The sequence below is a fragment of the Microcoleus sp. K5-D4 genome (assembly GCF_036704575.1).
GTDB lineage: Bacteria > Cyanobacteriota > Cyanobacteriia > Cyanobacteriales > Microcoleaceae > Microcoleus.
Genome location: NZ_JAUBSD010000129.1, coordinates 1 through 13295, shown reverse-complemented (window position 1 = coordinate 13295; position 13295 = coordinate 1). Strand labels below are relative to the sequence as shown.

Annotated in this window: 12 protein-coding genes; 8 read left to right on the top strand and 4 right to left on the bottom strand. The window is 45.9% G+C overall.

The window, feature by feature from the left end; genetic code table 11:
- Positions 1-311 precede the first annotated feature (311 nt).
- Positions 312-2237 carry an alpha-amylase family glycosyl hydrolase gene (locus QUA77_RS26925; protein WP_333037732.1) on the top strand — a complete coding sequence of 642 codons (1926 nt, stop codon included), beginning with the start codon at positions 312-314 and terminating at the stop codon, positions 2235-2237.
- Positions 2238-2524: 287 nt separating this feature from the next.
- Here QUA77_RS26925 and QUA77_RS26920 read toward each other — a convergent pair whose 3' ends face one another.
- The gene (locus tag QUA77_RS26920; RefSeq protein WP_333453613.1) at positions 2525-2749 is read right to left on the bottom strand and encodes a glycosyltransferase family protein; all 225 of its coding nucleotides are present in this window, start codon (positions 2747-2749) and stop codon (positions 2525-2527) included.
- Positions 2750-3136: 387 nt separating this feature from the next.
- Between QUA77_RS26920 and QUA77_RS26915 the strand changes: the two genes are divergently transcribed.
- The 4 genes from QUA77_RS26915 to QUA77_RS26900 all read left to right on the top strand — a co-directional run bounded on the left by QUA77_RS26915 (position 3137) and on the right by QUA77_RS26900 (position 7365).
- Positions 3137-4021: an inositol monophosphatase family protein gene (locus QUA77_RS26915; RefSeq protein ID WP_333453611.1), complete on the top strand. Its 885-nt coding sequence runs from the start codon at positions 3137-3139 to the stop codon at positions 4019-4021.
- 160 nt (positions 4022-4181) lie between these two features.
- Positions 4182-4862 (top strand): Crp/Fnr family transcriptional regulator, encoded by a 681-nt coding sequence (locus QUA77_RS26910; RefSeq protein ID WP_332985141.1) that lies wholly within the window; start codon positions 4182-4184, stop codon positions 4860-4862.
- The gene (locus QUA77_RS26905; protein ID WP_333453609.1) at positions 4859-6784 is read left to right on the top strand and encodes a M61 family metallopeptidase; all 1926 of its coding nucleotides are present in this window, start codon (positions 4859-4861) and stop codon (positions 6782-6784) included. The genes QUA77_RS26910 and QUA77_RS26905 overlap by 4 nt, the downstream gene beginning before the upstream one ends.
- 107 nt (positions 6785-6891) lie before the next feature.
- Positions 6892-7365, top strand: a complete 474-nt coding sequence (locus QUA77_RS26900) for a TerB family tellurite resistance protein (RefSeq protein WP_333037724.1) — start codon at positions 6892-6894, stop codon at positions 7363-7365.
- A gap of 395 nt (positions 7366-7760) precedes the next feature.
- On the opposite strand, the gene QUA77_RS26895 is transcribed toward QUA77_RS26900, so the two are convergent.
- Both QUA77_RS26895 and QUA77_RS26890 read right to left on the bottom strand, forming a co-directional pair.
- Positions 7761-8291: a peptidoglycan-binding protein gene (locus QUA77_RS26895; protein WP_333037722.1), complete on the bottom strand. Its 531-nt coding sequence runs from the start codon at positions 8289-8291 to the stop codon at positions 7761-7763.
- Positions 8292-8559: 268 nt separating this feature from the next.
- Positions 8560-10212: an NAD(P)H-hydrate dehydratase gene (locus QUA77_RS26890; protein WP_333453607.1), complete on the bottom strand. Its 1653-nt coding sequence runs from the start codon at positions 10210-10212 to the stop codon at positions 8560-8562.
- 114 nt (positions 10213-10326) lie between these two features.
- Here QUA77_RS26890 and mnmA point away from each other — a divergent pair, with 114 nt between their 5' ends.
- The gene (mnmA, locus tag QUA77_RS26885; RefSeq protein ID WP_333453604.1) at positions 10327-11418 is read left to right on the top strand and encodes a tRNA 2-thiouridine(34) synthase MnmA; all 1092 of its coding nucleotides are present in this window, start codon (positions 10327-10329) and stop codon (positions 11416-11418) included.
- Positions 11419-11604: 186 nt separating this feature from the next.
- Here mnmA and QUA77_RS26880 read toward each other — a convergent pair whose 3' ends face one another.
- A complete protein-coding gene (locus tag QUA77_RS26880; RefSeq protein ID WP_333037715.1) occupies positions 11605-12189 on the bottom strand; it encodes a hypothetical protein in 585 nt (194 codons plus the stop codon).
- Between the two features lie 535 nt (positions 12190-12724).
- On the opposite strand from QUA77_RS26880, the gene QUA77_RS26875 reads away from it, so the two are divergent.
- Positions 12725-13003, top strand: coding sequence for a hypothetical protein (locus QUA77_RS26875; protein ID WP_333453602.1), 279 nt, complete (start codon positions 12725-12727; stop codon positions 13001-13003).
- Positions 13004-13069: 66 nt separating this feature from the next.
- Complete coding sequence (locus QUA77_RS26870) at positions 13070-13252, top strand: hypothetical protein (RefSeq protein ID WP_333453600.1); 183 nt, start codon at positions 13070-13072, stop codon at positions 13250-13252.
- Positions 13253-13295: the final 43 nt, after the last annotated feature.

Here is a 13295-nt window from a genome sequence, read left to right as displayed (position 1 = left end):
CAGAACCAATTTTTCTTTGAGACATCTTCTCAAACCCCCTTGACAACTGCCATACAAGCTTAACTTGTTACCAATGGGCTCAGCCTGGTAGCACTGGTTTTTGAGGCTCTGCCTCTGTGATTGAGAATTACGCTAAATATTAACTCTCATCCACCTAATACTCAAGGATGAGCCTGCCCTCTCTCTAAAGGAAGATTTCATTAAACGAGTAAATTCCGTATGATGCTCTAAAAGTCAGTTAGAGGGGAAAGCTATCTCCGACTGTAGCTCCGAATAACTGACCAATCTTACAATATAAAAAAATACATCTCATGACATCAGTCACTCCAAATCAAACTTCCTCTCAATACGAAGTTAGCGAACCAGAAGAAAAAATTGACTCTCTGGTAGAAGAAGTTAAGCCAGAAAGCGAACTCGATTTAGAATTTCTCTACACCAGAGACATTGAATTCCGACAAGAAACAATTTATTTCATTGTAGTCGATCGCTTTTACGACGGCGACCCCGCAAATAACGAAGGCCCCAACCCAGAACTTTACGATCCAGAAGGCAAAGATTGGGGTAAATATTGGGGCGGCGACTTGCAGGGAGTTATCGACAAACTCGATTACTTAAAAGATATGGGAGTTACCGCAGTTTGGCTGACTCCACTGTTCGAGCAAGTTGAAGCATTATTTGTCGAACAAGCTGCAATTCACGGCTACTGGACTAAAGATTTTAAGCGACTAAATCCCCGCTTCATTGCCACAGGCGACAATCCTTCTATCAACCAAACACAAGAAACTAAAGATACCGTATTTGACAAATTAGTATACGAGTTGCACCAGCGAAATATGAAACTCGTGCTCGATATTGTCTGCAACCACAGCAACCCAGATTTTAGTGGTAAAAAAGGGGAACTCTACGACGACGGCGTAAAAATAGCTGACTTTAACGACGATGAAGATGACTGGTATCACCACTACGGCGAAGTCACAAACTGGGAAGATGAATGGCAAGTCCAAAACTGCGAACTCTCGGGTTTAGCAACTTTCAACGAAAACAATATTGCATACCGCAATTACATTAAGTCAGCAATTAAACAATGGCTGGACAGAGGCGTTGATGCTTTGCGGGTTGATACAGTCAAGCATATGCCCATTTGGTTTTGGCAGGAATTTAATGCTGACATTTTAACACACAGACCTGATGTTTTCATTTTTGGCGAATGGATTTACAGCGACCCTAGAAACGATCGTTCTGTGGAATTTGTCAACGAGTCGGGGATGACTATTTTAGATTTTGGTCTGTGCGTGGCAATTCGAGAAGTATTGGGAAAGGGTGCGGAGGCGGGATTTAAGTTAGTCCAAGATGTCCTGAATTTGGATCACCGCTACTACGGGGCGACGGAGTTGATTACTTTTATTGACAACCACGATATGCCGAGGTTTCAGTCGTTGAATCCCGATCCAGAAATGCTGCGGTTGGCGATAGGTTTAATTATGACGACTCGCGGTATTCCTTGCATTTATTACGGCACCGAACAGTATCTTCACGATGATACCGAAGGGGGAAACGACCCCTACAACCGCCCGATGATGGAAAAGTGGGATACTGATTCGCCGATTTATCGAGATGTGCGGTTGCTGTCGGGCTTGCGGCGGCTGAATCCAGCTATTTCGATGGGGAGTCAGTGGCAAAAATATCTAACTGCTGATGTTTATTGTTACGTGCGTCGCTATCGCGATTCCGTGGTGTTTGTAGCGATGAATCGGGGCAATTCTGTGACACTTAAAGAGGTGGATACTGAGCTGCCTGATGGAGAGCATACGGAGGTTTTATCCCGCCGTAAGTTTGAAGTTAAAGATGGAATGCTGTACAACTTAGAGTTGGGTTCGCGGGAAGTAATGATTTTTAGCCGCGTCGGAGAGCGAGTTAAGGCGAAAACTATTGTGCGGGCGCAGCTTAACAGCGTTAGAACTCAGCCTGGGGAAAGAATTGTGGTGATTGGAGATTGTCCTGAATTGGGGAATTGGGATATTAGTAAGGGCTACCCCTTAGAGTATATCAATACTAATACTTGGTTTGGGGAAATTCCTTTTAATGAAAGTGCGGGGAAGTTGATTTCTTATAAGTATGCGCTGCTACGGGAAGGACTGTCGCCGCTGCGAGAAAATCTGGTTTGTCGCCGCTGGGTTTTAGTTTCGGAAGGGACTGTGAAATGGCGGGATAAGTGGGCGAGTGGACGGGAGTCTTAATAGTTTTGATTTAGGAGTTTTGAGTGAAACCGTTTTAGGCACAGAAACCGGGTTTGATGAACGAAAATACTTCCTTAAGCCTTTCGATTATCTTTGTCAAACCCGGTTTATTTACTAGGTAAGTAACTGCTATGAGATTTAATTAGGAACTGCAACTCATAATTGATGATTTTTTAAATATGACTTAGGTAATAAATAGTTGGGCTTTTTATCTATGTCAGTAAGGTGTGCATTGTGCATCCTGCAGACGTGATTTATGGTGCGCCGAGGCGCACCCTACAGTTTTATTAAAGCGATGATCGCCACTTCTGGGCTAAAACATCGACATAACGTTCGCTGTTGTGCTGGTTCACAACCATTTCGTAGCCGCGCTGCGCTTGAGATTCAGCTTCTTGAGGATTTTTTAGCAAATGGATGATCGCATCCCGCAAACCTGTTGCATCTCCCACATTTACAACTTTGGCAAGATCCGGGGCAGCTAAATAATCGACCCTACCTTGAGTCCCAGTCATGACGACCGGGCGGCCATTGCTTCCAGTAAAACCTGCACTCCAGCAGCATATTTATTGTCCACCAAACAAACTGCAATTTGGTGCTGGCACAAATTATCTAACCTCAGAAAATTCTATCCTCAACTATTGAAAGTGGTGGTGCGGTCAGTCGATTTTAGATTTTAGATTTTAGATTTTAGATTTTAGATTTTAGATTGACTCTACACATGATGAATCTGGGGGTTCTCCGTCATGTCTAAATTTTTTTAATTCCACCACTCCTGTCTGGGGCTTGTATAGCAACGGCCCTCATGCTTAGGAAACCGGGTTTATGGACAACCGGGCGCAAATCCTGTACGAATCAAAAACAGTGACTCGCGCCGATCGATTCAAAGGACTTAAGCTTTTATGCTGAAGTTAGCTAAAGAATTTATGTTTAACCTCATGTATATTTCTCCAGAGCAAGACCAAAAAATTCGCTACACCCTACGCGAGTGCGGTCAAGAAGCTTACAAGCTAGCCGCCGAACCTTTTGAAGTTTCCGAGAAAGGGCCCAACGACTACGTGACGAGTATCGATCAATACCTAGACCGACAACTATCGGCCGCATTTAGCGCTTTGTTTCCTGAAGACGGCAGGATCACCGAGGAAAACAGCGCCTCCAGAGCAGCTTACGGGGCCAATTACCAACGCCTCTGGTGCATCGATCCCCTCGACGGGACTGAAGAATTTATTCGGGGAAAACTGCACTACGCTTCGATGGTGGGGCTGCTGCTTGAAGGGGAACCGGTGGCCGGCTGGCTCTACGCCCCAGCTTTTGACCAAATGTATTTTGGTGGCAAAGATTGGGGATTGTTCCAAAGTGTGGGAACCCAAGCGCCGCAGCCGATCGCCCTGTGCCCACCCCCGGCCCCGACAGCGCAAAATTGTAAAATTGTTCTCGGAGACAAAGACCAGAAAAACTACGCCGGGGCGATCGCCCAAAGCATCCCCGGAGCCGAATTTTACTCGCTGGGCAGCTTTGGCTTAAAAGTGATGGAAGTTATCTTCGGTAGAGCTGGTTTGTACCTGTATCTCAACGGCAGAGTTAAAGTGTGGGATACCGCCGGCCCTCTGGCTCTAGCAAAAGCAGCCGGATTGGTTTGTTGCGACTTGCAAGGTCAACCGCTGAGGTGGACTAAAGATGCGATCGAGCCGGAAACTCTGGCCCACACACAGTCAATCGCGATCGGCTGGCCGGAATACATAGAACCTCTGTTGGGTAAAGTTCAACAGGCAGTGGCCGGCTTGTAAACCCGTTTAAGATTAAAGAATCTGCCGATTTTACGTGAACCGGGCCTCTGCACCCTTATCATCAATTAAAGGAGCAACAGATTGTTTGTGTTCCCAAACATCGATCGTTCCCTAGCTGTTGGGTGTCGCCTAATCATATTTCCCACCTCCGCGAGTTTGCATGAAGACAGAAGCTTTCAGTGAGCTGTTCCCTCTATTTAAGGGTGCTAACCCAGAAACCTTGGGAGGGTTGCTATCAAATGCCGTCAAGCATGAGTATCCCCCGGGCCGAGCTGTAGTGATGGAGGATTCTTGGGGCAACGCGATTTACTTTGTCGTGTCTGGCTGGGTAAAAGTCCGCCGCTTGTCAAACGATCGAGCTGTATCAATGGCTATTTTAGGACGGGGTGCCTTCTTCGGCGAAATGGCCATTCTGGATGAATCTCCCCGATCGAATGACGTACTTGCTCTATCGCCAGTGCGACTTCTCAGCGTCACAGCTCAGCGATTTATCCAAACCCTGTTTAAAGACCCGCAATTGCACCACCGGATGCTGCAACTGATGGTACGGCGGCTGCGCCAAACCAATCTCCGCTATCAACTCCGCAACCGCCAGCCAGCGGTTAAACTAGCAAATACTTTAGTCGAGCTGGCAGAAAACTACGGTCAGAAAACTGCTGAGGGCAAAGATATCTTCAATATTCCTTATGAAGACTTAGCTGATGTCACAGATATCACCCTAGATGAAACCAGCAAAATTATGGAAAAACTTGATAGTAAAGGTTGGATCAATATCGATCCAGACCGCCAAACTATCCATTTGATCAACCTCAAGCACTTGATTAATTTGGCAAGTCAATGACTGATGTTACTTGTTTGGATACTTCGTCCGCTGCCGGCAACAGTCAGGGGCAACTAACAGCACCGACAATTCAATATTCGGTGGCGATGCCCAATCCTGAATCCCACCTCTTTGAAGTAACTTTGCGCGTGCAAGGTTGGTCGGAGCAGGTTCTGGATTTAAAAATGCCTGTTTGGACTCCCGGTTCTTACTTGGTTCGAGAGTACGCCCGCCACCTGCAAGATTTTAGCTCACAGGTGGGCGATTCCCTACGGGATAGCTACGCCGCGCGTGCTTTACCTTGGCGCAAGCTCAGCAAAAATCACTGGCAAATCGAGACAAATTCCGTGTCAGATGTCACGGTTTTCTACCGCATTTTTGCCAATGAACTGACAGTGCGAACCAATCATTTAGACTCGACTCACGGTTATTTTAATCCGGCGGCTTTGTGCTTTTTCTTGCCCGGTTTTGAGAGCAACTGCTACACCGTAACCGTTGTGCCGCCGCAGCCTGAATGGCGCACCGTTACTACTTTGCCACCTGTTTCTCGCCAAAATCTTACTTTCGCTGCTGCGGATTTTGACACTCTGGTAGACAGTCCTTTTGAGATTGGCTATCACGAAGTGTACGAGTTTGAAGTGATGGGAAAACCCCACCAGCTAGTTGTTTGGGGGAAAGGCAATTTAGAACCAGATCGCACGATTCGAGACATCCAAAAAGTGATCGAAGTCGAGGCAAAAATGTTCGGCGGTTTGCCTTACGAACGCTATGTGTTTTTCCTGCATTTGTCTGGCTCGGGTTTTGGCGGTTTGGAACACAAGGAGAGCTGCACTCTCAACTATCCGCGTTTTGGTTTTCGGGCTAAGGAAAAGTATGAACGCTTTATTCAGTTGGTAGCTCACGAATTTTTTCACCTGTGGAATGTCAAGCGCATTCGACCGAAAGCTCTCGAAGTATTTGACTACGAAAAAGAAAATTACACTCCTTCTTTATGGTTCTCTGAAGGCACTACCAGTTATTACGATTTGGTGATTCCTTTTCGAGCGGGTCTCTACAGCGTGAAAGGTTTTTTCCAAGGTATGGCTAAGGAAATTACTCGCTTGCAGACGACTCCGGGGCGGAACGTGCAGCCTCTGAGCGAGTCGAGCTGGGATGCTTGGATTAAACTTTATCGCCGGGATGCTAACAGCGATAATTCGCAGATTTCCTATTATTTGAAAGGGGAAGTTGTTTCGTTTTTGCTCGATTTGTTGATTCGAGCTAGACACGGCAATGAGCGATCGCTCGACGATGTGATGCGTTTGATGTGGCAGCAGTTTGGCAATGCTAATTCTGCCCAAAATGGCGATTTTGACCTGAAGTCGGAAACAGACGGCAAATCGGCGCATTTGACATCAAACGGAGACTTAAATTCTCCTTCGCTGCCCGCAGAAATAGGCTTTACTCCCGAAGAGTTGCAAAGTGCGATCGAGTCCGTCGCAGGCATGGATTTGAGCGACTTTTTTGCGCGCTATATAGACGGTACAGAAGAGTTGCCTTACAACAAATATCTCGAACCTTTCGGGCTGCAAATTTGGGTAGATGAAACTGACCGAACGCCTCGCATCGGTTGGACGTTGGGATCGGAAAACGGGCGGGAAATGGTTAAATTTGTCGAAATAGGCTCTCCGGCACAATTGGCGGGAATTGACGCTGGGGACGAGTTGCTGGCGATCGAAGGTTTTCGGGTAAATTCAGAACAAGCGGGCGAGAGGCTTAAAGATTATCAGCCGGGGGACACAATAGAGGTGACAGTTTTTCACCAAGACGAACTGCGGACTCGTCGTGTGACTCTCGCGCCGCCCCGGCCTGGCCGCTACTCGATTATGCCGGTGGAACAGCCCACCGCTATTCAGAAACAAAACTTTACTGGATGGCTGGGAGTTCCTCTGTCGAAATTGTGACATAAATGAAGGGGAACGGGAAAGAAAAGACAAGAAGGAATCAGGCTCAATTCCTAATTCCCAATTCCCAATTACCAATTTTCAATTCCCAATTACCCATTTTAATTATGCAAACCCCACCTCCTCCATCAATTACGCCCCGCCAGATGAATCTGCTGAGAATTGTTGCCTCGATGGCTTGGGCTGACGGCCAACTCGCGACAGAAGAAGTTGATTTAATGCTCGATCGTTTTTGCAGTTTGTTTGCCCCAGATACCGACGGACAACAAATGCAACAAGAATTGCGGGATTATATTATGCAAAATATTCCCCTTGACGAGTTGATCGGTCAACTAGAAACTCAAGATGAAAGGGAATTAGTCCTGCAACTCGGCTATGAAGTGATTTCATCTAGTTCTCGCACTCCTGACGAACCAAAAATTAACGCTGAAGAAGCCGCAGCTTATCAAAAATTAGTGCAGTTGCTGAATCTTTCAGAGGATGTGGTCAAGCGTATTGAAGCTGAATCATCGGCGGGAGATACTTCGGAGGGAATGATAGAGAAGATGGCTCAAAAATTAGAAAAGTTCATCAAAGGCTAGTTCGGGACTTGCGTGCGCTTGGCTTAAAAACCCGGTTGATTCCTAAATTTCTCGTTACTAAACCTGGAATTTTTCGTAGAAACCGGGAATAAGCCCTCCATGCCTAAGTCTTGTTAGGTAAGTATCGGAATAATAATTTTATGATTGCAACTATTTACAACTAAATCAGAAGAGAAATAAACCGGATTGTGACTCCCAATTTCCTAAGATATAGTAAGAAATAAACACGGAAAAGTCGAGAATATTTTTCATCGCCGAGAACGGTAAGAGAATTTGTGATCGCCCTTCCCGCGCGCTGCCTTCCCCTTAACGATAATTAGGGACTTAGGTAAAGCCTAAATCCCTAATTGAGCTACCGATTTTTGGCGATGACTGAAAGTGAAGCCAACCAGTCATTAGTGCGGTAACTTGCTGAGGGCGTGCCAAGTTCTGTAGCCGACAATTCCATCTTGCGGTAAAGCCTTGCTCAGTTGCAATTGTCGCACGGCTACATCTGTCATCGCCCCGAAGAATCCGTCAATGGAGCCGAAATAGTATCCATTGATTTTCAAGACATTCTGAACAATTTTAACAGCATTACCAGAACTGCCCTTCATGACGATCGGCATATTCACAGGTGCACCAGAGTATAGTGCTTCCCAAGTGATAGGGCCGACAATCCCATCTTCTTTTAAAAAAACGCGGTGTTGATAGCCTTTGACCGCGTTTTGAACTTGGACGCCGAAAATACCGTCAATCGGCCCGAAATAATAAGCCCAATGATATAGAAGCTGTTGTAGTTCCTTGACAGCTTGACCTGTTGAACCCATTTGTAAAGTGGGTTTGTTGACTCCCGTGGTTTCAGCAAATGTAAGACTTGATTGAGCAGTAGTATCGGCGACAAGAGCCATAGTTTCATTGTTCAAGCTTCTTTCTTCGGTATACATAATGTGGTTCCTCTCAACATTTAAGTTTTGGTGTTTGATATTTCAGGTATAACTGGTGGGATTTGTGGATGCACAGTCACTTTTTGGAGTGTCACTCATGTGAGTGTCACTCGTTTGAGTTACCCGTTGGTTTGTCATAACGAATACAAGTTGTAATATTTTTATGAGGACTTCCGTTGTCAATACAAACCAAGGGGTAAGGTGCGCGGTGGACACCTACCCAATACAAAGATGCGGGGTACGCACCCTACCAACTAATGTTGATTGTTTACTCAGTAAATTCTCGCAATGTTGGAATTAAATACTGTGTCAAAGTAAAGGCATCTACTCCTAATTCCGTCCGTTCTTTGGCAGCCATGATTCCGGCTTGAGCGTGCCACCAAGCTGCTGTTGCTGCAACTGATTGGGGGGGGGATTTGCGGGCGATCGCAGTTGCTAATAGTCCCCCTAACAAGCCTGTGAGAACGTCGCCACTGCCGCCTCTGGCGAGGGCTGGGGTGCTTTCGGGATTGAGGTAGGTGATGATACGTGAAGCGTAGTTATCCTGTAGGGAATCGCCCTCATCCTTCCAACTTATGCAAACTCTCGCTCCTTTGAGCAATATCGTTGCGCCACAAAGCTGAGCTGCTGCTTGAGTTGCCGCAATTCGATCATCGCCGGTTTCGTCGGCTAATTCGGGAAATAAACGCTTGAATTCACCCGGGTGAGGCGTGATAATTGTAAGTGCTGAACGTTCCGACAAAATCGGGACTGTGCCGAGTTGAGCGAGGATATTTAAACCGTCAGCATCTAAAACCAGAGGTCGATCGCTCTCCAGTAGAGATTCTACAGCTATTGCCGCTTCCAATGTCAGACCTGGCCCTGCGGCGATCGCATCATAGAGGCCCAAATCAATTGCTACTGGCAACTCGCTAATTGCACCGCTTTGGGTTTCGGGACATCCTATAACTAATGCCTCTGGCAACTGGCTGCTCAACATCGGTTTAATCGACTCAGGAACAGCGATTGACAGCATTCCGATGCCGCTTGCTCTTGCTCCCAATGCTGCCAAAATTGCTGCACCGCTGTAGCGGCGGGAACCTGCAATAATTAGTAAGTGACCGTTGGTGTATTTGTGCGAAATTGGCGATCGGGGTAACGGCAAATGCTGAGTTGCCGAGGCTTTTGTAATGCGTTGTATTGCTGGCGTTTCACCCAATATTGCTGCAATATCTGCTGCGGGAATATCAAAATCAATTAATTCGGAACTGCCGATATATTCTAACGCTCTGTCTTGCAGAAAAGCCATTTTCCACAAACCCAAACATAATGTATGTTTTGCCCTGATTGCCGTTCCCAAAACTTCTCCGGTATCTGTATGAATTCCCGATGGAATGTCTATACTTAAAATTGGTATATTTAAGTTATTTATTTCATCCATGGCTGCGGCAGTGGCGTTATTAATTTCTCGTTCTAATCCGAATCCAAATAAACCATCTACAAGCCAATCGCATTTTTTCAGCGGTTCAATTTTGTCAAAAAATGGAATATTTAAACAACGCGCATAATCAGCGTGATTTTTTGTTAGTTCTTTGAGTTTAGAAAACGGACAGTAAATAACTACTTGGAACCCTTGAAAGTGCAATTCGCGGGCAACAACCAAAGCATCGCCGCCGTTGTGTCCGGGGCCAACCAATACGCCGATAATTGGCAATTGAGAATTAACAAGATTTTTCCCTTCTTCCCTTTTCCTTCTATCCGTTAAATCCCGTACACTGCCCGTTGCCGAACTTCCTTCCACCTTCAAAAGCTGCTGAATGCGTCTAGCAATCAGTCCCGCGACTTTTTCCATTAAAGCTGCGACTGGCATTCCAGCAGCAAAAATTCTCGTTTCTATTTGCCGCATTTGGTCGGCGGTGACAACAAATTTTTGAATAGTCATATTAGTGCTAAAATTTCAGCTAACAGCAGCAGTGGCAACTTGTAGTATCTTTGTGGTATAATAAATTAGCTCGATCGAACAAAGTAACAGTAAAATAGCAATTTCTCTCCAACCATGAACAAGATTGTTGTAGGCCTCTCCGGCGGGGTCGATAGTTCCGCAGCAGCCGCAATTTTACACCATCAGGGATATGAAGTGGTGGGTTTAACGCTGTGGTTGATGAAGGGCAAAGGTCAGTGCTGCTCTGAGGGAATGGTCGATGCAGCTAAAATTTGCGAAGATTTGGGCGTTCCCCACCACATTGTTGACAGCCGCGAGGTCTTTCAGGCAAGTATTGTCGATTATTTGGTGGAGGGTTACAGTGCAGGAGTTACGCCTTTGCCTTGTTCGCAGTGCAATAAAACTGTGAAGTTCGGGCCAATGCTTAAGTATGCTCGCGAAGAACTGGGAATTGAAAAAATCGCTACAGGCCACTACGCTCGGATTACTTACGATGCTGCTACGGGTCGTTATCAGTTGCTGCGGGCGATCGACCCTGCGAAAGATCAGTCTTATTTCTTGTACGATCTAACACAGGATTTGTTGGCGGGTACGGAATTTCCTTTGGGGGAAATTACCAAGACAGAAACTCGCAGAATTGCGGCAGAATTTGGCTTGACAACTGCTGATAAGCCGGAAAGTCAGGATTTATGCTTGGTGGAAAGTAACGGTTCGATGCGGGCTTTTCTGGATAAGTACATTGCGCCGCAAAAGGGTGACATTGTGGACAAGTCAGGACGGGTGCTCGGACAGCATGACGGTGTGCACCACTACACCATCGGGCAGCGGAAGGGACTCGGAATTGCTGCCGCGGAACCGCTGTACGTGATTGAACTTGATGCTGCTGGCAATCGGGTAATTGTGGGCGATCGACAGTTGGCAGTAGAATCTGAATGTACAGTCCAGAAAGTGAATTGGGTTTCTGTGGCTGCGCCGATGGCTCCGATTCGGGCTCAGGTACAGATTCGATATCGATCGCACCCCGTCCCCGCTACCATTATTCCTGTACAATCCTCCCAACCAGAGGAAAAAGTCGGCGGTACAAGAGTTAAGTTGATTTTTGACGAACCGCAGTTGAGCATTACCCCCGGACAAGCGGCTGTTTGGTATGACGGAGAAGTGCTGTTGGGCGGCGGCATCATCGAAAGAAACCAACTCCCAGGTTGATTTAAGGGACAGGCGTGCTTACCCCACAAAAAACTTCCCACCAGAAAATTCACACTTTTTGGAACAGGCATCTTGCCTGTTTCAAGAAGCCCACAAGAAACTTCCCACCAGAAAATTCACACTTTGTGGAACAGGCAAGATGCCTGTTCCAAAAGGAAACTTATATTTCATTTCACAGGGGTACATTTACCTAGCTAACTTTTTTTCCAAACGCAAGATATTTCCCCTAGCATTAGTACGGTAAACCCAAGTTTGCCTACCATCAGAAACCACAACCCGCCAACCTTCGACAATCATTTGACCGCAAATTTCATCCGCTTTCGAGAGTCCTAAACAAGTATTCGGCCAACTTTGTTCGCTCGATTCAGTTACTTTCAACTTGTCAGCACCAATGCCAGTGGAGTCCGACAACTCTCTGCGAACTGCTGCTGCTACGGTGGCGGGCAATTTGTTCGGGGGATTTTTGCGCGTACCCTCGGCAAAATTCCCCGGTTCGGAAATTAGAGTATTGAGTGCCAATACCGAATAGCTGATTTTATGGGACACCGCGGCTGAGGAAAATTGCTGCGCGGTTTGCTGCTGTTGCCTTTCCAACTGGGCAAGGGAATCTTTGAGAGCGCCCGCGTTAGCCGCAGCGGTGTGTCTTAGCGCCGGATACATTTCCCATACCAGAATTCCTGTCAGCACCAAAGCCAAGATTACAGGATTGGGCTGCTTTTGCTCTCGGTTTTTATTCTTTGGGGATTTATTTTTGGAGATTCTTTTCATCATACGCCCTCTGCCTCACTTTACACAATGCGCGATCGCTCCTGAACACTCAACTGCAGATACTTACTTAGACACTATTGCTGGTGCTATTGGTTCCTTTGTGCAGAACCGACTTGACTGCTGGTTGCTGGTGCGGCGCAAGTATTTCCTACTTGCTGCAGGCAGTTGTGTTTCAGGAAACTTGCACTACCCAGTTATTACTTAATTTTTACTTTTTGTCTCCGGGTATTAAGAAAAATTTATGCTTAAGTAAATATTCTTAAAAGCCTCTAATCCTGCCCCCGAATCTCAGTACAAATTACTATTCTGCGTTCCAAAACTGCTAAACGTGTTTTAGACTGTGGAAGGCGAACTGAGCCAAGGATATCACAGGGATGCCGCAAAATTTGTTGCAACAGGACGAAAACGCCTTAGAAATTAAATCCGCTATCGCTGATTAATTGTATTAGCATTGTGCTTTTCTAGAGCGAGTGTCCCCGAAATTACTTTAGTAGCGATCGCTACTTTTTTAGTATAATCTTATTTAAATGTATCAATTATGAACCGAAAATCCTTGGCTATCCATTTAATGGATCGGCTGAGCTATCCTCAAAAATTTACCTTAATCGGTTTTCTATTTGCAATACCGTTAACCTTAATCATGTACCTGCTGATTTCCGAAATTAACAGCAGGGTTGATTTTTCCCAAAAAGAAATCTACGGTAATCAATACCTGCGCCCGCTGCGCCAGTTTAGGGAATACATACCGAAACTTCAACTGTTAAATTATCAGAGTTTCAATCCTAATTTAAGCAATCCAGAATCCCGAACCGATTGAGAAGCCAAGATAGACAAGAATTTTCAAGCCCTAGCAAATACAGATTGCCAGATAGGAAACATATTAATGTCCAGTGAAAACTTTAATAAAATTTATCAAAATTGGCAAAATTTCAAACTTCGCCGCAGCCAGTGGAGTTTAGAGACTTACGATTTTGTATATCAAAGTTTAGCTGCCGAACTGAATAGACTGAGCGCTCGCGTCGGCGATACTTATAATAGACCTCTTGCGAAAGTGCGAGCGCTCTAGTAAAATAAAAGAAAAAATTAGCTGAATAATATGAATTACGAAC